The sequence below is a fragment of the Sphingopyxis solisilvae genome (genome assembly GCF_015475875.1).
GTDB classification, from domain to species: domain Bacteria; phylum Pseudomonadota; class Alphaproteobacteria; order Sphingomonadales; family Sphingomonadaceae; genus Sphingopyxis; species Sphingopyxis solisilvae.
In genome coordinates this window covers 1-22,552 of record NZ_JADKYM010000017.1, presented here as the reverse complement: position 1 = coordinate 22,552, position 22,552 = coordinate 1, and the positions used below count along the sequence as shown (strand labels likewise).

Genomic DNA, 22,552 nt, shown 5'->3' with positions numbered 1-22,552 from the left:
CACTTTAGTTGGCCGAAGACTGTGGGCGTCATCATCGACGTGGAGACGTCGGACCGCCGTTCAACGACACATGACATTTTCCGGGGAGACCATCCACGACTTACCTCTCCGGATCGGATCGATTCGGCTTCGCCAATATCAGGGCTGGAGTGCACCACGCGAAGGATGCCCCCCCGCTCTCAGGGGCAGCACTCAGCTCGCGAAGCGCTGCAATCCCGGAATACAGACGACCGCCTCGGCCGGGTTCCCGAAGTAAAATCCCTGCGCCTGCGGACACCCTTCCTCGATCACCATCGGTCTTTGCTCCTCGGTTTCGACGCCTTCGGCGACGACCGGCAGATCGAGGCTGCGTCCGAGCCCGACGATCGCGCGGATGATCGAGCGCGCCGACGCGTCGTCGGTGACATGGCTGACGAAGCTGCGGTCGATCTTTATCTTGTCGAACGGAAAGGCCTGGAGGTTCGAGAGCGACGAATAGCCGGTCCCGAAATCCTCCATCACGATCCGCACCCCCAGCGCTTTGAGCCGGTGCAGCGTCGCGAGCGCGACCTCGCGGTCGCGCAGGCTTCGCGCAGGACCCACTCGCCGATCGGGATGATGGCTCCGACGTCTTCGGCGATCGGCACGAAGGTTTCAGGCGGGATGGGTCCGCGCGTCGGATGCGCCCAGCGCAGCAGCGCCTCATAGCCGACAATATTACCGCAATCAGTGGCGACGAGCGGCTGGAACATCAGGCTCAATTGCCGGCGCGTGATCGCATGGCGCAGGTCATGTTCGAGCTCGCGGCGCTCGCGCACCAGCCTGTCCATCTCGAGATCGAAGAAGCAGGCGACGCCGCGCCCGCGTTCCTTCGCGCGGTACAGAGCGACGTCAGCGTTGTGGCGGACCGCCTCGGCGTTCGCCGCATCGTCCGGAAACAGCGCGACCCCGATGCTCACTCCGACCGCCATTGGGTCGCGCGTGATGTCCATTTCCTCGCCGAACGCTTCGAGGATACGCCGTGCCAGCAATTGCGCCTCGCGCAGATCGTCGATCCCGCGCTGGATGATCATATATTCGTCGCCGCCGATCCGGGCGACGAGATCGACATCGCGCGTGACCGACCGTAGAATCTCGGCGACGCGGCAGAGGATCGAGTCCCCCGCGGCATGGCCGAAGAGATCGTTGACCGCCTTGAACCGGTCGAGATCGAGCGCGAACAGCGCAAAATTCTCGCCGCTTCGGACCAGACCCTCGAGCACCGCCGTAAAGCGCGCGGTTGGGCAGCCCCGTCAGCGCATCATGCGCCGCGAGATGCTCGACCTGCAGCTCGGCGCGCTTGCGCGCGGTGAGGTCACGCACCGCAAGCACATCGCAGCGGCGCCCCCGATATTCGACGGCATGCGCCGCCACTTCGACGATCAGTTCCTCGCCGTCGGCGCGCACGACATGCGCCTCCGCCGGCTGCCCGCGCACCGCAGTCAACGCCGCCCCGTCGGCCGCTTTCAGCCAGACCCCCGGATCGCTGCCGACCAGCTCTGCCGACGGCACGCCCAACAAAGCCGCCAGTTGCCCATTGGCCTCGACGATGTGCCCGCGGCTCAGGATCGCGAGCCCCTCGAGCGTCGCATCGGCAAAACCGCGCATATCGGTCAGCAGCCGGTCGAGAAAAGCACCGCCGAGCAAAGCCCCGATCAGCCCGAGGGTCGCTGCTACAATCGCCGCGACAAGCCATTGGTGGCTCTCGGCAACAGCAGCAAGGCCACGCGATGGATCGGGCGCGAGCACGGTCGCCGACATGGCCGTGTAGTGCAATGCCACCACACCCAGCACCGCAAACAACGCCGGTACGGCAATCCGCACCTGCCCGCCAAGCCGCCCGAAGCTGGCGAAGGCCAAGGCGAAGCAGCCTGCCAATATCCCGAAGGCCACGACAATGGCGCCAGGATCGTAGCGGACCACCGCTGGCGCGACGACCGCCGCCATCCCCGTGAAATGCATCGCGGTGACACCCAGGGCCGCGATAAGCCCGGCCCCCAGACTCGATCCGACCAGAAAATCACGTCCGGCAACCAGAAAGCTCAGCCAAAAGGCGAGCACCGCGATCGCGACCGAGAGCGCCGTCAGCCCCGGATCGAAGCTCAACGGCATCCGCCCGTCGTAAGCGAGCATCGCGATGAAGTGCGTTGCCCAGACGCCGACCCCCGCCGCCAGCGCCGCAAAAGCGACCCACTGCCGGCGACGGGTTTCGACGCAGTCGAGCGATCGCTGCAGCAACAGAAACAGCGCCGCACTCCCCAGCACCAAGACCAGAGCCGCCAGGAGAACCAGACGCAGATCATGCTGCCCGACGATACATTCGATAACCCGAAACATGCTCACCCCCGTTCGAGCGGCAAGTGTCGAATGAGGCTGGTAAATGCCGGCTTAGAGACCCTTGTGGAGACGAGTCCGCATCGGACCAATTGCGATGAGCACGAACGCAGTTGGAACACGTCGAACCGAAGACACCCCAACGCTGAGAGTGATGCCCCCCTAAGCGGACAACGGAACCCAGCGCTGATGCCTCGCCATCGCCCGGTCGAAGAGTGCGGAACCCGTCAGCGCGGCAAGCCACGCCCGCACCCGATCCGGAGCATTCGCCTCGAACCAGTCCGGATCGACGCCCGCGAACTGACGCACGAACGGAAAGATTGCGATGTCGGTAAAGCCTCGCATCGTGCCGCCGAGATAGTCCTGCCCCGCCAGGTCGGCGTCGAGCTCGACAAGCATCTCCATCGCCGCGGCACGATGCACCAACGGATCGACGCCATGCCGCGTCCTATATTTGTAGCGATCGAGATGATGTTTGAACGCGCCGTCGAAGGCAGCAACCCTGTGCAGGTCGGCACGATCCATCCAGCCTTCGGGATCGCCACACGCCAGCGCCCACCCCATGATATCAATGCTCTCATCGATCACGCGCCCATCTGCTAGTAGGAGCACCGGAACGGTGCCCTTCGGCGAGGCCGCAAGCATCAAGGCGGGCTTATCGCGCAATATGATCTCGCGATGCTCATAGGCCACACCGCTGACGAGCAGCGCCATGCGCGCCCTCATCGCGTAGGGACAACGACGAAAGCTGAAGAGGATTGGCCTAGGTTCCATCGATGCTGCCATAGCGCCGCAATCCCATGCGCGTACAGCGCGACGCCGACATTCGAGCCCGTCATCGGTGACGGCCGCATGCAGCGCAACGGATAATTCGATAGGAGTACGAGCGGTCAGTTGCCGCCCGCTGTCTATCGCATATCAGCCATTCTACGGTTTCTTCCAGTGGTTCGTCTTGTAGACCGTCTCAGCCTCTCCAGCGAATGAGAAGGTCGCCTTGGTCCACATGTTCTTGCCCTCGTCATCGAACTCGGCAGCCTTGTTCAACATCTTGAAGCACCGCGACGAGATATAGGTGTGATACGGCGAATCCCGGACATCGGAGAGCTTCGCCGAGAAACTCGCCGCCTTTCCGATCCAGATCAGATCATTGTTGTCCCTGATCCCGCTGCGGACGGCATGGACTTCGCCCACGTCGATGCCAACACCGTGCCGGATCTGAATGCCGTTGTTGCGGATGGACTGAAATTTCTTCTCGGCTTGCGGCTGGATGATGTTCCTGACCGCCCAATGGATCTCGCGGCCGCAGTTCGAAGCGGCGCTATTCTTCCCGTCCCCGATGAAGATGCCCATGACGCGATCGCCGTCGAAGCTGCGAACAACGCCGCCGTGCTTGATGATCAATCGGGTAGCGCAATCGAGAAAGGCCCGAATGATCTTCGCGGTCGTGCTCCAGGGACAGACTTTCGCCAGCTTGGCGGAACCGGCCAGATCGGCGTACAGAAATGCCGCCTCAATCTTCACGGCGCCGTCGCGCAGCGCCACATCGGACGATTCCGGCACTACCCTGCCGTCGCGACCGTCGAAAGTCGTGTCGAACAGCGTCGTGACACGATCAATCAGGAAAGCCTCGTTTACAGCCACATTGCTGTCCTCTGAATGGTGTCGATGTCAGCCATTGTGCGGTCCATGCTCGAACATGTAGCGCCGCAGCTTGTTGCAGGCTGAGGCAAGGTTAGCCGCGGCGTCCGGGCCCGGCGTCCAGAGGTAGGGAACGGTCTGCACACCGGCATAATCGCTCGGCAATTTCAGCTTCTCATCGCGCGGCTCCATCAGGATCGCGCGTTCGCGGCCGAGGCGGCCCATGAACAGGCCAAGCTCGAAAATCACGTTGTCCCGTGGCGCCGGCCAGACCTGCTTGCGGCTCTCGGTGATGTCGTCGCCATGCGCGATTGCGATGGCAAAGTCGGCTTCGTCGACCTTCGCCTCGAGATCGGCGAGCGTATAGCTAGCAATCTTGAACACATCGTCGGTCCACAAAATCATCGTGAAATCGTGAGCCAGCGCGTCCTGAACGATCCGTGCAATATCGAGCGCCTCGACCGAACATATGACGAAGACGCGGATTTTCTCTCGGAATGCCCCGATCAATGCGTTCCGCTGCAACAGGCGCCGCGCCAGTTCCTGCGCGATCGTTCGATAGATCGCTGGAAACCGGTTGCCGAGTTCGAAGAGCTGCGCCTCGGTCAATTTGAGTGCGACCACTTCCTCAGCCGCGATGACGCTTGCCGAACGGACCTGACCGGGCTGTATGGCGGCCATTTCGCCGACATGATCCCCGGGCCCGCGCACGCGAATCTTGCGCCCGTTCACGATGATGTCGCACGATCCCGTGAGGATGAGGTAGACGTCGCGATCTTCGCCGAGTTGCTCGATGAGCGGCTCTCCGGGTTGAAACGAAACAACTTCTGCCACGGCCGCAACGGCGGCGGCCAGGTCCGGACAGCCTCCTGCAAATTTATGCGTCCGCACAGCTTCGAGCCGGGTTGCGTCATCGGCATAGCGATCTGCCAAAGCCATAATCTAGTCTCCCTTTTCTTCGTTGGTCCGCAATGGACAGTCCCGCATCGTTTCGCAGCAAGGATTTCCGGTCAGCTTGCTCCAGCCGAGGAAGAGCAGGTCTTCCTCGCGCCTCTTGATTTCCGCCGACACCATCTTGCGGAATGCGTCGCGCCGAGGTCGGCGAGTGCAGACATCCGCATCGAGCCTTGCCGCCAGTTTCGACAGGTCCCCCGCCAAGCGCCCCGAACCGAACTCGATCGCACGCCGGTACGATCGCTCAAGTCCAGCCGCCTTTGCATGTTCTTCCGCCTCGATCTGGGCGTAGGCCGCATCGCCATGCGACAAGCCTCGCCCGGTTGGCCAACGTCCATGCCGGTCGGCATATTGCTGACACAGAAGATAAGACCGAAGCTTTCCCCAAAAGTCCGCAAATCCCTCGGCACTAGATTCAAACTGCTCCAGCCCGAGGCAGAAGCTCTTGTTACCGTTGATATGTCGCCCGGGACAGAAGGCCGGAATGGCCGTGGCCGAGCGTGCCGAGGCCAGAGCGCGCTCATCAGATGCCGCGCTCAGTTGGGGGCTTTCAACCGCCTGAGGCGCTGGTAGACTTTGTGTTCAAGAGGAGCGAAAACGATGCCGACTCTATTCGAGCTATCCAAACCGGAAAATCAGGCGCGATTTCACAGGGAACTTGCAGAGCAATTTCCGGACGCGCTGTACGGTTCGAGACGAGATTTTAGCGCCAAGCTGGCTGGAGAATTCGATGCCGCTTTGGCCACAGGGTCGGAAGAGGCGATGCAAAATATAATCGAGACGCATCCCTACCTTCTGCAATATGCATTCCGGACGACTGGTCATCACGGGACATGGGCATATGCCAAACGGTGGATTCGGACCAATCAGGTAAACGGCCAGCGCGGTCTCATTCCTGACTTTATAGCGGCCATGAGCAACTCGCTCGGCTATAGTTGGCAGATCATCGAGCTAAAACGGCCTGACGTCCAGTTCGCGAACAAGCGCGGCGACGGGCTTAGTACGGAAGCACATAAAGCACTTGCTCAGTGCGGCGAATATATGAGCCACTTCGCGAACTACATCGAGAATGTCCGCGTGAATGTCGGAAACGAACGCATAAAACAGCCGGATGGTGTGACGATCGTGATGGGGGATTCTCGCCTGGAGAATGAAGCGCAGCGAAAGGTAAGGGTAGGCTTCCAAGACCTAAGCCCGAAGATATCGATCGCCACCTATGATCGTCTGCGGCGTGGACTGCTGAACGATGTGATGCCGTCCGCGCTCGAAACGCCGACATACGAGGGGGCGCAAACAGCCGATTTTCTGGGCGGACGACCCGCCTGAGCACCAGTCGGCCATCAAGTATTTTGCGCCTAAGGCCTAGTCCGAGTGCCTATCCGATAAAAAGGGCTGAGCCGCAGACCAAATCCTCAAACACTGCTGCGACCACCACGAAGGATCCAGCTCAAACGGGTGACGCTGCTCGCCCACACCGAGATCATATCGGCCGCGGTCCCGGGTCACGATCACCGCCGGCCATTCAAATTGATCCCCAGAGATGTCGATGATGAGGCCGTTCCATTCGAGCCATGCATGGCTGGTCTCGCGGTCGCCCGAGTCAGAATAGAATTCGCGGCAGACATAGTCGGCGGTGATTCCGAAGCGCTCAAGCAGGAAAAGCGCCAGCAGCTCGGAACAATGGCCGCAGGCACCACGCGGGAAATGATCAATGTAGACGGCTCGCCAATGCCGATCGTCGATAGCGTCCAGCGCAGATCGAAATTCGGCCGCTGCCTTGCCGATTGCCGCATCGTCCGGCTTCATCGGTTCAACTTTTGGCGGTAAGATGTGATGTCAATATCTCTTCGAGGAGCGCGCGAGGCCAAACACGCCCCAACTGCGCGTCGTCGACGTCTTCGGTATGGAACCGACCAGAATAAATTCCGACGAAGTTGAACGCTCCATCGCCATTCCCAACAGTGCCGATACGGCCGTCCTCAAGCTCAATGTTTCCATGCGCGCGCTGGATCACGGGCGAACCCGACATGCCCGGCCGCGAGGCTGAATCAACGATAAAATAGGGTTTGTCGAGGTGAGGGGCGAGGCAGGGTTCGCTCGCGAACGTAGCCTGCTTCCAAACCGGCATTCCCATTCCCGTTCGACCAAATGGAAACCCGAGTATGAAAACCGGCATACCGACACGTTGCTTGAGACTGACCATCGGCATCGCATTCAGCGGCATGAGACAGAGATTGGGCGGCGGCACGAATGCCAGCGCCACAACATCGACTCCTCGTCCTAACGTCGGATGTTCGGTCCACAGGGGCCGACCCTCAGCGTCCATAGTGGCAACCGAAACGATATACGGTGCGTCGCTGCGCTCGTTCTGAGGCACATGAACCCGCAGATGATCGGGAACGCCCGCCATCGGATGCAAACATGCATCGGTTTCATGATTTCGCCCCGCGGCGACATGCCAGTTGGTAATGAGTGCGAGGCTTGTGTCAGGCAGGAGCCATGGAAAGGCCGTTCCAACGCCAAGTGCGCTCCCACGAAGAGATGGTGCGCCATGGCCATTTCCTGAAATATCTCCACTATTTCATCTACGGCGCCAAACTTCCCGCACCAGCCATCCAGGCGTTCAAGGCCGCGGTCGCGCTCGCCACCTCCACCACAGCGCATTCTGCCTCCCGATCATAGCAGCGGCGCCCCGAAGGCGGAACCGCAACTGGAACCACCTTGGGGGTTTCTCGCCGATGTCAGCGAGCGAAGGGATCATATTCGCAGACGATGCAGCTGGGATCGCCGTCGAATTCATCGAGCGGCATCACCGAATATCCTTGTGCGGTTTCGATCAGGACGATGATGGTCATCATCGTGCGGGCGAGGTTCCAGCCGAGCGATTGGGCGGTGGAAAGCGGCATATCGAGGCTCCTGTCCGGGAGCGGGTCCATTCCCGCTCGACAGTCGCCCCGCCGGACGGGGACGGGCCGCAATCACCGCAGCGCAGCGGAGGCCCAAGCGCAGCGCAGGGACCCCTTGCGGGTTGATTGAAGGAGGCATGGCCTCGACCAAGGGATTAGCGGCAATCGAGAGCGGGATGAGATCCGCAGAGCTGGAGTCAACGCATCGCCGGTGCCGTCGTCTCATACCAAAGCTGAATGATCCAAAATGCGCGCCAGTCGATCTTCGCGCCTTGTCCCCGATTGGCTAGCAGTGATATCCTGCACGCATGTGGGGCAGTGCAGCGATTACCGAAGCGCCATTGGCACCAGCGCGTTCGGTTCCTCGTCCGGCGATTGCGGAGGTGCTCGACCTCGACACAGGCGAGTTCATGGAGTCGAGGGGTTTTATAACAAGCTTCCTCTATCAGGAGCTGGTCAAAGAGCGCGGGATCATCCTCGGCCGTATGCATCGGGACGAACCACGGTTCGTCTGTGCGGACTGTATGGTGCCTGTCTATCTCGTTTCGCGGCCCGAAGAGCACATCTTCTTCTTCCGCCACCGGCATGAGGATGGATCCTGTCCCGCACGGACGCGCTCGCCTCTTTCAGAGGAAGAGATTCGCGCCCGAAAATATCATGGCCTGCGCGAGAGCGAGCCGCATAAGCAGCTCAAGGCCATGCTGCTCAGGTGCCTCGATGCGGATCCGAGCTTCTCCGATATTGCGACTGAGCAGCATTGGAAGAGCAGTACCCGCGAGAAGGCCTATCGCAGGCCCGACGTCCAGGCCGAGGACAGCAGTGGCAAAATTGCCTTCGAGGTCCAGCTTTCTTTCTGGATCGGGTCTGCCGGAACGACACTCTCTTTCAGATCGAAGCTCTCCGACCATCCGGGTAGATTGTTTCGAATGATGCGCCGTGCGCTTGGCATTTCCGTCGGATTCACAAACGGCCGTCACCGATTCTCTTGGCTTCGGGACAGGAAGGTGAGCGCACTCCCTGTGCAGGTATCACCCAGCGACGCAACCGTCCTCGCCAAGCTGTGCGGAAGCGTGCTGAGGCATTCAACCATCCCGTCGGAGACCCAACCATGATCGACCAAGGATTTTTCGAATTTGGCGACATACGCTCATTGGCGGGTTCGAGTTGGATCCCGCTGCGCGAGCACAGCCCTGTCGAATATGAACCCCAAGACGACGCCCTCCGCCTAACCGAATATGCGGGCGTTGCGACCGCTGCCATTGATCGCGATCGACGCGATGCCGGCGACAAGGTGGGGTGGGACGAACTCAAGGTCGGTGCACATCGATCGGTGTACGATACGGACGGAGTCTATTATCCGGCCGACAAGTTCCGGTCTTGGAAGAGCGGGATCATAGGCATCAATCTGGTCATCGACCAATTCGTCGAAGAAACAGGGGCCCATATCTGGCAACTTCATCCCGACCTCACCGTCGCACTGCGCCTCGTGCACGAAGATGATAAGTGGTTCCGTCCTGAAGAAGGCTGGACCGAAGTGGTGCGGCTTCGTCGTGATACGAAGGGATCACCGTCGCGCATCGATATCAAGCTCGAGCATCTCAAAGACTATCTGGCGGCCCGGAAGATGGACTTGCTCGCATCGAGCTATCGCGACCGACTGGCCATCACGCCAGACAAGCCAGCATATGGCTGGCCCAAGGACCAGCAGAATTTCGAGCGGGGTCGGGACAAGCATGAACTGTTCGTCGGGCCGGCCCGATATCCCGACGAACCCGGACAGTTCAGGACGATCGGCGCGCTCTGGAGAACCGAATGGATTGATGGCGGCGACTATAGCCCGAGAGTCCGTGGCGACGCCGAGGACCACATTGCAAGCTTCGTCGTCGATGCGGAAGGCACACGGCTGCCCGCCGCTGAAATAGGAGGTGGTATCGACTGGCTCTATTTCCGACCGGCCATCGTCGCTTCGCTCCTGCGTCACAAGGGAGCAAAGCTCGGCTGGCTCAGCGCCGAAACTGGAAGTCTCGGAGCCACTGGCTTCGGCGTGCATTCCCCATTCTTTAGGTTTATACGTTCGGGTTCGTACTGGAACGATATACCAAGCGTATTGAAGAAGACCGCCCACCGCGCTTCGGTGCGTGAACGAAGGACAACTCCCTCTACCTCTGTCTCAATGGACTGAATGTCGCGCGCTGTCGGCAATTTCATAGAGTGACTCCGGCTAAGCCATACGCTGCGTGGGCGCCGGCCTTCGCTGGCCATAGACGGCAGGGAAAACGCGGCCCGAGCGCGCAAGCGCGCCCATCAGCGTAAGGTGCGCGCGCCAACCGCGATATTCCGGATCATCATCGATCCCGAGCGCGCGATCGCCAACCGGCGCGAAGCGCATCAGCTGCTCGCCGATGCCTTCCCGGCCAAAAATCCAGCATCCGATCCGGTGGCGAGACAGCATGACACACAGGCGTCCAGCATCGAGATGAAAAGCCGTAGCATCAGCCCGACCTGATAGCGGATGATGGACGAACATGAACGGGCGCTCGATACCCTGAAAGCGATTGGCGGTTTCCACGAACACGTCGGCAAGCGCTGGACCCAGGCGCTCGCGTATCGCGTTCACCTGGTTGACATGGGCACATACGACGCCGATCTTGTCGGCGGTAACTTCGCTTAACGCGCCGTCGTCGCTCATCCACCCAGCCCGAGACAGCAGTCTTTCGATGGAATACACAAGTTCTTGCGCAAGTTCGCCATCGGCCTCGCTCGTCGTCTGACCGGGAAGCTCCACCATCACGATCGAGCTACCGCCTGCCACGGCATCCAGCGCCGCGTCAAATGGCATGATGCCCGCTACGCCGAACCCGATCGACCGGTCCCGGCTCATCGCACGAAACGGCATGTCGGGATAAAAAGCTGGTTGAACGAGCGAGACCGTATCGGCGTTCAGGCGCCGCGATACGGGGAGGTCAATTTGGAGCACCCCGGGATGGCGATTCAGGAGCGCGGTGGGACAGGAGACTTGGGGTCCCGAAGGATTGCACCGCCATCGTTCGATTTCGCAATTTACGAACGGTTCGATCTGGCCGGGATCGCCAATCAGAACGTGCCGGTGCGCGAGATTCGAAATGAGCTGAAATCGATAGTCGGGAAGCTGGAAGGCTTCGTCGACAATCTGGACGTCGAACAGCGTTTCGCTGCTCTGAATCCACGACCATTTGGCCCCATTGCCGATCGTAATCGAAGGCCCGGCCGGGAGGGCAGCCATGGTTTCGACAACAATCAAATTGGGAAGCGCCGAAACATCGGCCGGCAGCTGCAGGCCCTTCTTCGCAAACATATGCACCGGCATGCCTTGCGAATTTGCAGCTAGGCGGCGAGTCAGATCGAACGCCTGTTCGTTGGTTTGCGTCACCACCATGCAGCGCTGGCCGAGGTGCGTCGCGCTCTGCAGGGCGACCCGCTGCGCGACGCCGGTCTTGCCAGCTCCCGGAGGCGATCGGAGCACGACAGCGGGGACGCCGTCCCATTGGCTCGCGAGAACGCGCTCGAGCGCAGCATCGGCAGCTGCAACCGGATCGGTCATGTCAGTTGCTCCACCGCAGCGAGGAGGCTTGCCGGTCGCGGCCGGATGACCGGGGTGGCCGCGGGCAACGTGTCGCCGTGAGTCCAGGGCTCATTGGCAAGGCGGACGCTCATCTGCCCAAGTTCATTCCCAATGCCTTCCCAGTTCGGCGCCTTTGGACCGAATTCGAGCGTGACGCCCGCCACCATGCGCTTGGCCGCATTCTTTCCGTGCAAAATTGTCCCACTGATCCAGGTAAGGGGACCGCGACGCTGGACATCGTTGATGCGAAACGATTGGGCCGGATCTTCGAGCGTCCAGAGAACATCGCCCCTACGCAGGTGCAGGCTGTCCTGATGGCTGGAGAGTTCGATGTGATATTCGAAAACCCTGGGCCGGACACGCTCTTCGACAATATCGACGAGCTGGGCACGGAGGACGGTTCCGTTTACCACGCCTTTCTCGCGGGCGGCATGATCATTGCGAAGCATGCCGGCCTCGACATTTGCCACGGCTTTCTCTCGGGCGACGATCTTCATCGCGCTTGCCTTGGGCCGATCATGGTATGGCAAGTTGAAGCCCCCATCCCGATCGATCATGAAGCGCTGAAACACCCTCGCCTCTTCGGCTTCGAGTTCCACCATTCCGGCATTCGGTCGCCACCGTGTTTCGTTCAGCAAGGCTATCGCGCGCTGCGTCGCTGCATAAATCGGCCGAATGACCGATTCCAATGATTGCTGGATGCGGGTGCGATAAAGGCCGATGACCGCATCAGGTTGCCCCGTGTCACGTGCCTCGTGGAAGTTCGCGATGGCCGGCTGCAGGACATTGCGATCGAAGCGAGGGTCTGTCTTCACGCCCATCGGATGTTCTTCGGCCATCGCGACCGACGCGAAAATGTCCCGGCCCGGCGGCGGTTCTATCCACGTGAGCAGGGCGCCGAGATGTTCGTCCTCGGATTCCTGCTGACCCGTCGCATAATGAGCCCGCAGGGCGGCCGTCGCGCTGATCAGCGCTTGCTGCCCGGCGATCGGTGAACGTTCGCCTGCATAGGTCAACAGATTGCCGAGCCGCTGAATGTCCGGCTCGTCCGTAAAGCGGAGGCGGTCGGCGAGGGTATCAAGATGGCCTAGCGCACCCGCTGAAGACACCCAGATCTGAGGAAAAGTGCCACTCGCGCGGCACTCGGCATAATAGGCCTCGATGTATGGAAGCAGCCATCGCAGCAGATCATTCTGGTCGTCGCGACGGCGCGGGTCTGGACATATGTTGATGAGGGGGGCGTCGCCAAAGCGCCCCAGCGCAACGGCATGCACCGACGTGTCTTCTCCTGCCATCGCTAGCAGCGTCAAAACGCGCGCATGCGGTTGGATGACCAGCTGACGTTGCGACACAACGGGCACGGCCTCACCATGTTGAAGCGCTCGCAGGCGGGCGACGACATTGACAAGATCACCCATTTGCAATCCGATCAAGAAGCTGGTCAGCCGCGCGCATTTCTTCAGCGAGCGACGCTTCGGCGCGGTTGTCCGGCGGACGTCCAGATCCATCTAGCAGCGCCAGCGCCCGTGTGATCGATCCCGCAGCAGCGAGCTGCTCGGCCGCCTGATCGCCGAGAATGATCGGCTGCCCAGCGGCAAGAGCTTGCGCACGGCAGCGCGGCCAAAGCGCACAATGCTCCTTGCAGCTAGAGCGATAATTATTTGGAAGCTGATCCACCACAACCGGGTCCGCAAAACTCCCGCCCGGCGCAATGAGCTGTTCAACCTCGTCGAGGTCGGCAGGGGCCGTTGAAAGCACGCGGGTGAGCGATGCCAGTTCTGACTCGGCGCGCTTGGCCGCGAAAAGACGCGGATTCATCGATCCGGGGGCGCGCAGGACCATATCGACCCGATCGACCGCGCGCTGCGGATCGTCGCCGCGCGATTCGATATGCTGGCGGAGTGCCAGCGTTCCAACCGAAGCTTCCCGATAGGCGGCGCGAATGTCGGCCCTGTCAGTTTTCCCGCCGCGATCCGCATAGGATTTTATGACGCCGACACGGTATGACAAGTCCGCATCGCTGGCGACCATATAATTAAGTTCGATCGGGTGTGTGACGCCCACTAATGTCAACGGCAGCCGGGGATTGAGAATGAGGTTGGGCGCCGACGGATGGCCCGAGTGCTTTAGATCGAGCAGGCGCTGCGTTTCGGCTTCGCGGCGTTGACGCGCCATCGGTCGGTCGCCGGGGGCCATGTCGGCGACAGAGGAGATTTTTGCCTCCGTCGTGCCGAGATAGCCTCCTTCGCGATAGGCCGTAAGGAGCGACGCTCCGCCATTGTCGAGCAGGCGCCGTTCGTAGCGCTGGCTCAGCGCCATGGCGAAGGGCGACATGATGTCGGGCTCGCCCTGAAAGACTGCCTTCACAACTTCGGTCGGCGTGAGTCCGGTGATGACGATCGCGCGCAGGCGGATGCAGCCGATGTTTCGGGCGACGCTTTCGATCCCGCGGGCCCCGACCTCCACTGCCGGGATGCCGCCCCGGAGGCGCGCGAGGCGATCGTTGGCGCTCGTCATCGGATCGCCTTCTCGGAGGCTTTGGTATCAAGAAGTACCGGACGCCCCCAGAGCTTGAACAGCGGGCTCGCCGTCGAGATCCGCGCCGCCGCGGCCTGGCGTTCGGCGTGGTCGGCCGCCTCGATGACGGAGAGTTCTGCTTCGGCGGCCTCGATGACGCGCGCCGTGTCGATCGGCTGACCAGTTTCGCTGGCACCGGGGATCGAGCGCGCGAATGGAAACAGCAAGTGCTGAACATTCTTGGCTTCGCCGGCGCCGACTTCGCGGAGATGCGCCAGCCGAAGCGACAGATTGATGGCAATACGCAAATTATCGGTCCGCATGCTCCGTGACCCGATGATCCGGCGTTCTAGGCTCCAGGCTGAGCTGGTGAGCAGCCGCGGAATGGCAGTGAGCTGGGCGGCACTGATCGCAGGCACAATCCACGCTGGACGTGCGGTGAGATTCCGGCGGGCGGCATTCTCTTCGTCGCGGCGCAGGCTTGCGAAGCGCGACGGCGACGGTCGATTTCCCGTTATTGCGGCGGTCAGGTCAGCGATCAGGGCCGGCGCCGAGGGCACTGCAAGATCATCGAGCGCATCAAGTGCCAGCTCGCGGAGCGGCTTGCCGGCTTTTCGAGCGCGCGGTGTCGCAATTTCGCGCGCTTCAAGCTCGTTGTAGCGCAGGGAATCAGAAAGGCGGCTGTATTCGGCAGCGAGTTCCGCAATCTTGATCTGGGCCCGCTCCCGTCGTGCGGGGTCGCCGGCCGCGAGCGCCTTGGTCAAATCAGCTAGGGCATCCTGCTGGCGCTTGGCGTTACGCTGGAGCTGGTCCGACAGGGAGAGGGCCTTCGACATGGATCACTATATACACTTCCATGCTTTTCCATGCAATACCACGCTTGTCCTTGCTCGAAGATCGCTAGGCGTTGGCAACAAAGGGAAAATTTTCGGGTATGCTTTGCTGTATCGGCTTGAGCCTATTTGACAAAACAGAGGACCGACTCGGTCGCGCCTGACGGACGGGCGTAGGTGAGTCGTCCACGATTGATGTCGGACATCGAGCGAAGGTGGAAATCCTCACGACGCTTGAGCTTCAAGCCATGCTTGATCCCCATTTCGCCAATGATCCGGGGAAGGTCGTTGTGGATGTCCTTATAATAGGAGTCCTGAACCACGAAGATCGCTTGCCCATCAGGCTTTAGCGCCGTCACGAGACGTTCGATCGAGCGCGACATCTTCTCGAAATAGTCGAGATGTGTTCGGTAATAGTAGCCGCCTGACGCCTTTGAGGGATGAGCTTTGAGTGTGGCGAGGAAGCGGCGGCAGCTGCGTCCCCATTTGGGGTCGACGGCGATCTCGTCGGTCGGGACCTGGGTCGAGCCGATCATTTGGCGTCCGAGAGCTCGCGCCCCTGTTTGCAGTAGCGGGCCCAAAAGCGCGAGTTCGATGCGGGTCGCCGCCGTATAGTCGATGCGTGTGCAATAGGGCGGCGACGTCAGCACCATATCGACGCTTTCCTGCCGCAACGCCATCGTCGTGGTGTCTAGGAGCGAGATCTTACATTCGCCTGGCCGCGGCGCGTCCTCGATCAGATCCGCGTCGCGTTTTGCGGCCAGCGCCTCCGACATTCCCCGGACATTGTTTCCAAACTGACGTGCGATCTCGAACTGGGAGGCCCGAACGCGGTCATCATCGGCTTTCGGGACGCGCAGCCATGTCGGGTTGGACGAGCGGAAGGGCGCAACGAGCTTTCGGCAAGCACCGAATAGAGCGACATAGAGTGTCGCTGCCGTTCCCGAAATCTTGTCGAGATTGACCCCGTCCGGCGACTTGGTCATGCTGCCGATGAGGCTACGCCTGATATTCTGCTCGATACCCCGCACAAACGAGGCTGCTTCGGGTTCGAACCAGTTCAGGAGCGGATCGTCGGACGCGATGGTGGGCGGGGACGAATGGGCGTGCGACAGGATGGTAGCCGCGAGCGGCCGTAAGTGATCCGCCTCGCTGTGCGGCAGCAAGCGCGCGCGGGCAACGATGATCATCACCGGATTAAGGTCAATACCGCAGGCCTTATAGCCGAGCATGCTCGCTGTGTAGGTGGTGGTGCCGCTTCCGTTCCAAGGGTCAAGAATGACGGCATCGCGTTCCAGTTTGGCGCTGTCCAGGATTTCGCGAACGAACAGCTCAGGGAAGCCAGCGTAATATGGAAAGAACCCTTCCCAACCCGTCTGCAGCCGCTTGTTGCGTTTGGGAGAGACAATATGAAGGCGAGCCCTCATCGAATTGCATTCCTCTGTGAATATCGGCGCGCCGTCATGCGGTTCGATATCCGCGACGCCGGCGGACGACGATGCCGAGCCGGGAGATCTCGTCGGAGAGCTCGCTCGCCTGAATGAGAGCTAGCGGCGTCGAACCCGAAAGCGATGCGAAGGCTCGATCGTAGATCGCAACGCAGGAATTACCGGTCAACCGGGAGTCGAAAAGGATGCCGTCAACGTCGAGCAATTCGGCGTGGACAGCCTCCGACAGCTCCTGCCCTGCTAAATGCAGGCGGGCACGACTGCTGTCGGTGTCGATACCGGCCTCGTAGGTTGCGCCCCCTCGCAGGTCTAGAAGCGCAAGTTCACTGGCAGACGCAATCTCGGTCACGCACAATTGCTCCAGATGCGGACGGTAAAGATATCGCACCTTGCGACCCTGGAATCGATCCCGAACGACGGCTTCGGCGAAGGCGGTCGGGAAATCCTGCGCCGCATAAAGGACGCGGAACGAACTGGAAGGGCTAGAAAACCGGCTCGATCCGAAACCAGCATCCGCTGGCGTCGCGCGATGCCGGCTCGGCAGTATGCGCGGCCAGCCCACGACCCGGGCGCGCGTGATCCGGCGGCGCAACTGAGTGAGGTTGACGGTCACGCGTAATCAAGCGCGCCTTCCGCCGCTCCAGCCACAGTGCCGATGTCGCCTGCGCGCAAGCTCTCAATCGGAGCTTTTCCTCCAGTCATGCGATTGGGAAGAACGAGCCATTCCCAAGCTTCCTCTGGTGTTGAGAAGCATCGGGCGACAACGTCTATTCCGGGAACGGGTCGCCGCTCCTCGAACTGGCGAAGCGGATATACGAAGTTCCGAATCCCTTTGGGCAGAGCGATGACCTTCTTGGCATTTCGCCAATTGTCCAACGTTCCGCGAGAAATCTTGAGTCTCTTGACCAGGTCGAGCGCACCGGCAACCTCGCTGTCGATCCAATCCGCAGCCTCGTCATCGACGGTAATCGCATCGAGGCGCTTTCCGCCTTCGGCCGCAGAAATGACGGCTCCAATCCCACTGCCGCGCAATGTGTTGGCATCGGCCTGAGCCGGTCGCGCTTGCGCCCGGCGATCCGAACCGCGCGCGGCCTTGGCCGCGGTGGGGATAGCCACATTAAGGGTCTGGGCCAGCCGGAGCAGTCCCGCCATATCCATTCGCTCGACCTTGTTCTCGATCGCTCGCGTCAATGCCAATTTTGCCGAGTGCGCTTGCTTCATATCGACCTCCATAGGCAGAATAGGCATATTATGCAGAATATGCAAGTCTAAATTGGCCGACATGTGGAGCAGCGAATGGATCGTATCATCGAGCTCCCATGCCGAATCCGACGAAGTTCAATTTACCCTAAAACACTCAAAGCACACCCGCACTCACAGCCCCAGGGTGGAAACCGAGCTGATCGCAAGAATAGATTTGAAGGCCAACGTCGTTGTCGATCGCACTCGCTTTGATGTAAGGAAGCGCCCATTCCTCCATCATATTCACTTTGCCCGCCGCGATGAGCAGAACGCCGGTGGCCTGCCTCCCCGTCATAACCTGGTAAAGCTCGACCTTCTCCCGCAGCATTTTGCCGTAGGCCGGGGCGTCCAGATACGCCTTCCGAACGTAAACAAAGTCCACGATGACATCGACGGTGTCGTCGTCATATTGCTTCAGTCCGTCTAGCAATAGACGCTTTTCACCGGCATCGAATTCGACATGGCGCTCGAAGTAGACACCGACGTCCTTCTCATACTGGGTGATGGCAACTTGGCAGAGAGCAAAGGCTTGGACCGCCGAACGCCGTGCCGACAATTTTGCGATGCCGGCGTCTGCCGGTTGCTCGGAACTCGTCTCAGCGACAGGCAGATCGGACGACACGCCCTCTTCCAATGCGCTGGCGGCGACGGCGGCCTCAAGCCGCGACAATCGCGCATCGATATCGGCTTCGCGGCTCGCGGAAAGTCGATCCTTATGTAAATGCAGCATGTTGGCGACCTCGCCCTTGTGCGGTCCGCCAGGGATGTCCAATGGCATTGGCTGACGATGCGCCGCGCGATTCCACACGCGAGAAGCTTCGAAAATGGGCTTGGTAGTATCTTGGGTCATTTCGAGCATATCGTCAGGCAGGCCCAAAGCGTCAAGAGCAACACCGGCATTGCTGCCTATTGAAGGAAATGGGTACTCTGGGCGCCAGTCGGATCACTGTCCGATACAATTACCGAAAAAGCGAGGTCGACGAAGCATTTGTCGCCAAAGTTGTGGGGATGATTTTGTTCCATTTTTGTTGCACGGACCTCCCGGCGCCAGACGGAATGCACGGAAATCTGCGGAAAATCACGGAACGGTGCGGAATGGCGATCTCGAGGGATTTAGGCGCTAAGCCATTGAAAAGATGGTGCACCCGGCGGGATTCGAACCCACGGCCCCCAGATTAGGAATCTGATGCTCTATCCTGCTGAGCTACGGGTGCGGCCGCGGTTCGTGTAGCGGCGGCAGGCGCGCAGCGTCAATCCGGGCGTTTAATTGACCGCGTCAGGTGGCACGATCGGGACCAGCAGCGGCATGGCGGCAATCCCGTCATCGCGCAGCGCCTGTGCCTCGTCGGGTGATGCCTGACCGTGGATCAGGTCATCCGGCGCGCGGCCTTCGTGCATCGCGCGCGCCGCGTCGGCGAAATCGCGCCCGACCCAGCGCGATTGCGGCAGCATCGCGGCCTGTTTCGCGGCAATTTCTGCAACCACCCGGCGGATCAGGTCGGGCGACACCTGCGTCGGCGCGACTGAATCGACGGGTTTGCCGGGTTCCGTGGTGGCGATCTGGTTTGATTTAGCCCCGACGCGCGGTGCCATGACCGCCTTTTTGATGTCGGTGTCGCCGCAGACCGGACAACCGATCAGCCCGCGCGCCTGTTGGTCGGCAAAGCCCTCGCTGCTCGCAAACCATGCCTCGAACCGGTGATCGCCAAGCGTGCAGCAAAGGTCAAAAACGATCATTGAACCCGCGCGGTGTCAGGCAAGACCAAGCAGCGGATCGAGGCCGCCGCGCGCGTCGAGCGCCGCCATGTCGTCGCTGCCCCCGATATGTTTGCCGTCGATGAAGATTTGCGGCACCGTGCGCCCGCCACCCGCGCGCTCGACCATCGCGTCGAACCCGGCGCGGTCCATCGTTACGTCGATTTCCTGAAATGTGACGCCCTTGCGCTCCAGCAGCGCCTTCGCCCGCGAACAATAGGGGCAAAGGAACTTCGTGAAGATTTCAACCTTGGCCATGCGGCGATCCTGTCATCATCTGGTTCGACATATCAGAATCCAACGATGCAAAGTCAAATATGTTGCTTGTCATCAGCGCATCGGGAACCACCCGCGCCCAGGTGAGCGCCGAAACCCGGCTTGCTCCGCTGCGCCGCAACAGCTTTGCCGCAGCGCGCAGGGTGGCGCCGCTGGCGTGGACATCGTCGATCAGCACGACATGGCGTCCGGCGAGACGCGCTTTGGCACCGGCGGCCAGTGCAAACGCACCCGACACCTCCTTTTCGCGTTCGCGGCGTTTCTTGCCGCGCAGCGAGGCGGTCGATTTCACGCGCAGCAATAGATGGTGGTCGTGCGGAACGGCAGTGGCCCGCGTCAGCGCATCGGCCACCAGCGCCGCCTGGTTGAAACCGCGCGACCACAGCCGCCAGCGATGCAGGGGTATCGGGATCAGCAGCATCTGTTGCGCGTTGCCCAGCCTCATCAGCGGGCGCGTCATCAATTGCGCCATCAACCGGGCATGACCGGTCCGCCGCCCGTATTTCAGCCGCAACGCCACGGTGCGCGCGACCGGCCCATAGGCGACGGCAGCAGGCGCGCCCTCGAACGGCGGCGGCTTTGCCAGGCAGGCGCCGCATGCGACCGGCGCCGCGGACAGCGCATTGGGCAACGGTGTCGAGCAATACATGCAGCCCGGGCCGTCGAGAAAATCGAGCGAGGTCCAGCACGGCAGGCAGAATTGCCGGTCCTCGCCGACAATGGCGCCGCAACCCGGGCAACGCGGCGGCAGCGCATAGTCGACGATTGCCCGCACCGCGACGCGCAGTCCGCCAGCCCACGCCGGCGTCGTGGCCGCACCGTCTTTGCTGTCCCCGCTTGCCGCCTCCATCGTCTGCTTGTGCCGTATCGTCCGGGAGGGCACAAGCGGCGCATGTCGCAACCCCCGCCGCAGCTATTTTCGCCCGCACGCCACCGCGCCCAGCGCGACCGGATGGCGACGCTTCCGCCCTCGGCCAATTTTCTGGCGCCGATTATGTCCGAAGCGATCATTGACCGGTTGGCGATGGTGACCCGCGACTTCGCCCGCATCCTGTTGATCGGCGCACACGACCAGACGCTGGTCGAGCATCTCGGCGGGATCGGCGACAATTTGACCGTCGTGGAGGCCGGGCCACGCCTGGCGGCAAGAACCGGCGCGATCATGACCGAGGCCGACACGATTGACCTGCCCCTCGCCAGCTTCGATTTGATCGTCTGGCCGGGCGGGCTCGACAGCGTCAATGATGTTCCCGGCGCCCTTGTCCGCCTGCGCGCTTTGCTCGCTCCCGACGGCCTGCTGCTCGGTGCTTTTGTCGGCGATGGCAGCCTGCCGCGGCTGCGCCGTGCGATCATGGCCGACGGCGTGCGCCCGATCGCGCGGATGCACCCGCAGATCGATCTGTCGGCGACCGGCAACCTGCTCCAGCGGGTCGGCTTTGCGTTGCCGGTTGTCGATGTCGAAGCGCTGTCGGTCCGCTATGCGCAATGGTTGGCGCTTGTCCGCGATCTCCGCGCCGCGGGACTGGCGAACCGCCTGGCGTCGATCCCCCCGCCGCTGACCCGGGTCGAGACAAGCCGCATCGCCGCGGCCTTTGCGGCGCAGGCCGACCCCGACGGTCGGGTGACCGAGAGTTTTCGCCTCGTGCATTTTAGCGGTTGGGCGCCGCACCCCGACCAGCCGCAACCGGCGCGGCGCGGCAGCGGCAAGGCGTCGCTTGCCGCTGCGTTAAAACCCGGGGGTTAGACCAGCGCCTCGAGCAGACCGATCAGCGGCTTGTCGGCTGGCGGCATGGCCAGCCCGTAGAGCTCGATCGGACGTACCCAGCGCAGCGCGCTGGCGTGATGCGCCACCGGCGTACCATGCCATTTGCGGCAGACGTACAGCAGCAACAGCAGGTGGCGGTCGCCGAGCATGTCGCTCGCAAAACAAGCCGGAGCGAGGCACGCCTGCTCGACGTCAACACCCAATTCTTCGGCGAGTTCGCGGATCAAGGCGCGCTCGGGTGTTTCGCCGGGTTCGACCTTGCCGCCCGGAAACTCCCACAACCCCGCCATCGACAGGCCTTCGGGGCGCTGCTGCACCAGCAAGCGCCCGTCGCGGTCGACGAGCGCCGCCGCGACGACAACAAGGCCGGTTTTCGGCGGATTTCCGGGGTCCGGCACGGACAAATTGTTAACCTTCCTATGCGATCATCGGCACCCTCGGGAACTATATTTTAGTCAGGGGTGGAACAATGCACAATCTTTACAGGCTGATGCGGTCGACCAGGGCCGCCACAGCCGTCGAATACGGGCTGATCATCGCCCTGATCTTTCTGGCGGCCGTCAGCGCCGTCGGCAATGTCGCCAACAGCACCAGCGGCATGTGGAACAATGTCTCCACCGCCGCGCAAGACAATATGTAACACCGGATTGGCCGTCCCTTTTCCGGACAATTGCCCGGCGCTTTCACGGCCAGCCATTAAGATTTTCAAAACCTATTCGTCCTAAACCAGCCATTGTTGACCCAGACCAGACCGTCAACAGGGTAAGTGAAATCAGGAGACCAGTCATGAAGTTCATCAAAAAGTTCGCCCGCGACACCAAGGCCGCGACCGCCATCGAATACGGCCTGATCGCCGCTCTGATCGCCGTCGCCGGCATCACCGCGATGGGTGCCGTTGGCAACAGCGTCAGCAGCACCTTCAACAAGGTGGATCAAAACCTGACCACCACGCCGTAATCTACGGGCAACTCGAACCGAGAAGGGGCGGTGGTAACACCGCCCCTTTTTTATGCCGGAGCCTTACCGGTTGGCATATACTACAATTTTGACCTTTTGCCCCGGCGTCAACCGGCTCGACGCGGTCAGCCGGTTCAGTACCTGAAAACGCTCCGCCTGATAGTCGCTATAGGCCATCCGGCGCGCCAGAGTAGCGACGGTATCGCCGCGACCCACCGTCACGACGTCGATCCGCCGCGGCCGGATCGGGCGGGTTTGCCGGTTCCTGCGTCGCCGATGCGGGCGGCACGGCGATGGCGAACGACAGG

At 61.5% G+C, this 22,552-nt stretch carries 29 protein-coding genes, 1 tRNA gene and 2 pseudogenes; 7 read left to right on the top strand and 25 right to left on the bottom strand.

Going from position 1 to position 22,552, the window contains the following annotated elements:
- Positions 1 to 192 precede the first annotated feature (192 nt).
- From IR187_RS16875 to IR187_RS17175, 8 genes and pseudogenes are all read right to left on the bottom strand, one after another.
- Entirely contained in the window at positions 193 to 510 is a 318-nt protein-coding gene (locus IR187_RS16875) for an EAL domain-containing protein (protein WP_324187691.1), read from the bottom strand.
- Complete coding sequence (locus IR187_RS16870) at positions 498 to 1,241, bottom strand: diguanylate cyclase domain-containing protein (protein WP_324187690.1); 744 nt, start codon at positions 1,239 to 1,241, stop codon at positions 498 to 500. Before IR187_RS16870 ends, IR187_RS16875 begins: the two co-directional genes overlap by 13 nt.
- A gap of 124 nt (positions 1,242 to 1,365) precedes the next feature.
- Positions 1,366 to 2,130 (bottom strand): annotated as a pseudogene (locus IR187_RS16865) (MHYT domain-containing protein); the annotation flags it as partial.
- 384 nt (positions 2,131 to 2,514) lie between these two features.
- Positions 2,515 to 3,126: a glutathione S-transferase gene (locus tag IR187_RS12240; RefSeq protein WP_194954947.1), complete on the bottom strand. Its 612-nt coding sequence runs from the start codon at positions 3,124 to 3,126 to the stop codon at positions 2,515 to 2,517.
- Between the two features lie 153 nt (positions 3,127 to 3,279).
- Positions 3,280 to 3,993, bottom strand: coding sequence for an adenylate/guanylate cyclase domain-containing protein (locus IR187_RS12235; protein ID WP_194954895.1), 714 nt, complete (start codon positions 3,991 to 3,993; stop codon positions 3,280 to 3,282).
- A 27-nt stretch (positions 3,994 to 4,020) separates the two neighbouring features.
- Positions 4,021 to 4,929 carry a TIR domain-containing protein gene (locus IR187_RS12230; protein ID WP_228765900.1) on the bottom strand — a complete coding sequence of 303 codons (909 nt, stop codon included), beginning with the start codon at positions 4,927 to 4,929 and terminating at the stop codon, positions 4,021 to 4,023.
- 3 nt (positions 4,930 to 4,932) lie between these two features.
- Positions 4,933 to 5,256 carry a hypothetical protein gene (locus IR187_RS12225; RefSeq protein ID WP_194954894.1) on the bottom strand — a complete coding sequence of 108 codons (324 nt, stop codon included), beginning with the start codon at positions 5,254 to 5,256 and terminating at the stop codon, positions 4,933 to 4,935.
- 24 nt (positions 5,257 to 5,280) lie between these two features.
- A pseudogene (locus IR187_RS17175) lies at positions 5,281 to 5,484 on the bottom strand (E2 domain-containing protein); the annotation flags it as partial.
- Between the two features lie 60 nt (positions 5,485 to 5,544).
- Between IR187_RS17175 and IR187_RS12220 the strand changes: the two are divergent.
- Positions 5,545 to 6,270, top strand: coding sequence for a Shedu anti-phage system protein SduA domain-containing protein (locus IR187_RS12220; RefSeq protein WP_105999319.1), 726 nt, complete (start codon positions 5,545 to 5,547; stop codon positions 6,268 to 6,270).
- A gap of 36 nt (positions 6,271 to 6,306) precedes the next feature.
- Here the strand turns inward: IR187_RS12220 and IR187_RS12215 are convergent, their stop codons facing one another.
- Positions 6,307 to 6,750 (bottom strand): hypothetical protein, encoded by a 444-nt coding sequence (locus IR187_RS12215; protein ID WP_105999318.1) that lies wholly within the window; start codon positions 6,748 to 6,750, stop codon positions 6,307 to 6,309.
- Positions 6,751 to 6,754: 4 nt separating this feature from the next.
- Positions 6,755 to 7,414, bottom strand: a complete 660-nt coding sequence (locus IR187_RS12210) for a trypsin-like peptidase domain-containing protein (RefSeq protein WP_324187693.1) — start codon at positions 7,412 to 7,414, stop codon at positions 6,755 to 6,757.
- A gap of 29 nt (positions 7,415 to 7,443) precedes the next feature.
- Here IR187_RS12210 and IR187_RS12205 point away from each other — a divergent pair, with 29 nt between their 5' ends.
- Positions 7,444 to 7,626 (top strand): hypothetical protein, encoded by a 183-nt coding sequence (locus IR187_RS12205; RefSeq protein WP_194954893.1) that lies wholly within the window; start codon positions 7,444 to 7,446, stop codon positions 7,624 to 7,626.
- A 59-nt stretch (positions 7,627 to 7,685) separates the two neighbouring features.
- Here the strand turns inward: IR187_RS12205 and IR187_RS12200 are convergent, their stop codons facing one another.
- Positions 7,686 to 7,850, bottom strand: coding sequence for a hypothetical protein (locus IR187_RS12200; protein WP_192878823.1), 165 nt, complete (start codon positions 7,848 to 7,850; stop codon positions 7,686 to 7,688).
- A gap of 308 nt (positions 7,851 to 8,158) precedes the next feature.
- On the opposite strand from IR187_RS12200, the gene IR187_RS12195 reads away from it, so the two are divergent.
- Positions 8,159 to 8,962, top strand: coding sequence for a DUF7830 domain-containing protein (locus IR187_RS12195; protein ID WP_194954892.1), 804 nt, complete (start codon positions 8,159 to 8,161; stop codon positions 8,960 to 8,962).
- A complete protein-coding gene (locus IR187_RS12190) occupies positions 8,959 to 10,032 on the top strand; it encodes a hypothetical protein (RefSeq protein WP_194954891.1) in 1,074 nt (357 codons plus the stop codon). Before IR187_RS12195 ends, IR187_RS12190 begins: the two co-directional genes overlap by 4 nt.
- 39 nt (positions 10,033 to 10,071) lie before the next feature.
- Here the strand turns inward: IR187_RS12190 and IR187_RS12185 are convergent, their stop codons facing one another.
- The 12 genes from IR187_RS12185 to IR187_RS12130 all read right to left on the bottom strand — a co-directional run bounded on the left by IR187_RS12185 (position 10,072) and on the right by IR187_RS12130 (position 20,372).
- Entirely contained in the window at positions 10,072 to 11,430 is a 1,359-nt protein-coding gene (locus IR187_RS12185) for an AAA domain-containing protein (RefSeq protein ID WP_194954890.1), read from the bottom strand.
- Entirely contained in the window at positions 11,427 to 12,959 is a 1,533-nt protein-coding gene (locus tag IR187_RS12180; RefSeq protein ID WP_194954889.1) for a hypothetical protein, read from the bottom strand. The genes IR187_RS12185 and IR187_RS12180 overlap by 4 nt, the downstream gene beginning before the upstream one ends.
- Positions 12,862 to 13,968, bottom strand: a complete 1,107-nt coding sequence (locus IR187_RS12175) for a hypothetical protein (protein WP_194954888.1) — start codon at positions 13,966 to 13,968, stop codon at positions 12,862 to 12,864. Before IR187_RS12175 ends, IR187_RS12180 begins: the two co-directional genes overlap by 98 nt.
- Entirely contained in the window at positions 13,965 to 14,804 is an 840-nt protein-coding gene (locus IR187_RS12170; RefSeq protein ID WP_194954887.1) for a hypothetical protein, read from the bottom strand. Before IR187_RS12170 ends, IR187_RS12175 begins: the two co-directional genes overlap by 4 nt.
- Before the next feature lie 122 nt (positions 14,805 to 14,926).
- Entirely contained in the window at positions 14,927 to 16,228 is a 1,302-nt protein-coding gene (locus tag IR187_RS12165) for a DNA methyltransferase (protein ID WP_194954886.1), read from the bottom strand.
- Positions 16,229 to 16,262: 34 nt separating this feature from the next.
- Positions 16,263 to 16,862, bottom strand: coding sequence for an RES family NAD+ phosphorylase (locus IR187_RS12160; protein ID WP_194954885.1), 600 nt, complete (start codon positions 16,860 to 16,862; stop codon positions 16,263 to 16,265).
- Positions 16,859 to 17,470: an antitoxin Xre/MbcA/ParS-like domain-containing protein gene (locus IR187_RS12155; RefSeq protein ID WP_194954884.1), complete on the bottom strand. Its 612-nt coding sequence runs from the start codon at positions 17,468 to 17,470 to the stop codon at positions 16,859 to 16,861. Before IR187_RS12155 ends, IR187_RS12160 begins: the two co-directional genes overlap by 4 nt.
- A 136-nt stretch (positions 17,471 to 17,606) precedes the next feature.
- On the bottom strand, positions 17,607 to 18,341 hold the full coding sequence (locus IR187_RS12150) for a hypothetical protein (RefSeq protein WP_194954883.1): 735 nt from the start codon (positions 18,339 to 18,341) through the stop codon (positions 17,607 to 17,609).
- 287 nt (positions 18,342 to 18,628) lie between these two features.
- Positions 18,629 to 18,705: transfer RNA gene (locus tag IR187_RS12145), tRNA-Arg, on the bottom strand.
- A 49-nt stretch (positions 18,706 to 18,754) separates the two neighbouring features.
- Positions 18,755 to 19,228: a DUF1178 family protein gene (locus tag IR187_RS12140; RefSeq protein WP_194954882.1), complete on the bottom strand. Its 474-nt coding sequence runs from the start codon at positions 19,226 to 19,228 to the stop codon at positions 18,755 to 18,757.
- A gap of 15 nt (positions 19,229 to 19,243) precedes the next feature.
- Entirely contained in the window at positions 19,244 to 19,504 is a 261-nt protein-coding gene (gene grxC, locus IR187_RS12135) for a glutaredoxin 3 (protein WP_194954881.1), read from the bottom strand.
- On the bottom strand, positions 19,491 to 20,372 hold the full coding sequence (locus IR187_RS12130; protein WP_194954880.1) for a ComF family protein: 882 nt from the start codon (positions 20,370 to 20,372) through the stop codon (positions 19,491 to 19,493). The genes grxC and IR187_RS12130 overlap by 14 nt, the downstream gene beginning before the upstream one ends.
- Positions 20,373 to 20,414: 42 nt before the next feature.
- On the opposite strand from IR187_RS12130, the gene IR187_RS12125 reads away from it, so the two are divergent.
- Positions 20,415 to 21,266: a methyltransferase domain-containing protein gene (locus tag IR187_RS12125; RefSeq protein ID WP_194954879.1), complete on the top strand. Its 852-nt coding sequence runs from the start codon at positions 20,415 to 20,417 to the stop codon at positions 21,264 to 21,266.
- On the opposite strand, the gene IR187_RS12120 is transcribed toward IR187_RS12125, so the two are convergent.
- The gene (locus IR187_RS12120; protein WP_194954878.1) at positions 21,263 to 21,691 is read right to left on the bottom strand and encodes a (deoxy)nucleoside triphosphate pyrophosphohydrolase; all 429 of its coding nucleotides are present in this window, start codon (positions 21,689 to 21,691) and stop codon (positions 21,263 to 21,265) included. The genes IR187_RS12125 and IR187_RS12120 overlap by 4 nt on opposite strands.
- 65 nt (positions 21,692 to 21,756) lie before the next feature.
- Here IR187_RS12120 and IR187_RS12115 point away from each other — a divergent pair, with 65 nt between their 5' ends.
- Together IR187_RS12115 and IR187_RS12110 are read left to right on the top strand one after the other, a co-directional pair.
- Positions 21,757 to 21,927: a Flp family type IVb pilin gene (locus IR187_RS12115; protein WP_194954877.1), complete on the top strand. Its 171-nt coding sequence runs from the start codon at positions 21,757 to 21,759 to the stop codon at positions 21,925 to 21,927.
- 146 nt (positions 21,928 to 22,073) lie between these two features.
- Positions 22,074 to 22,244: a Flp family type IVb pilin gene (locus tag IR187_RS12110; protein WP_194954876.1), complete on the top strand. Its 171-nt coding sequence runs from the start codon at positions 22,074 to 22,076 to the stop codon at positions 22,242 to 22,244.
- A 63-nt stretch (positions 22,245 to 22,307) separates the two neighbouring features.
- Here IR187_RS12110 and IR187_RS12105 read toward each other — a convergent pair.
- Positions 22,308 to 22,552: LysM peptidoglycan-binding domain-containing protein (locus IR187_RS12105; RefSeq protein WP_194954875.1), on the bottom strand; the 245-nt coding region annotated here is incomplete at its 5' end.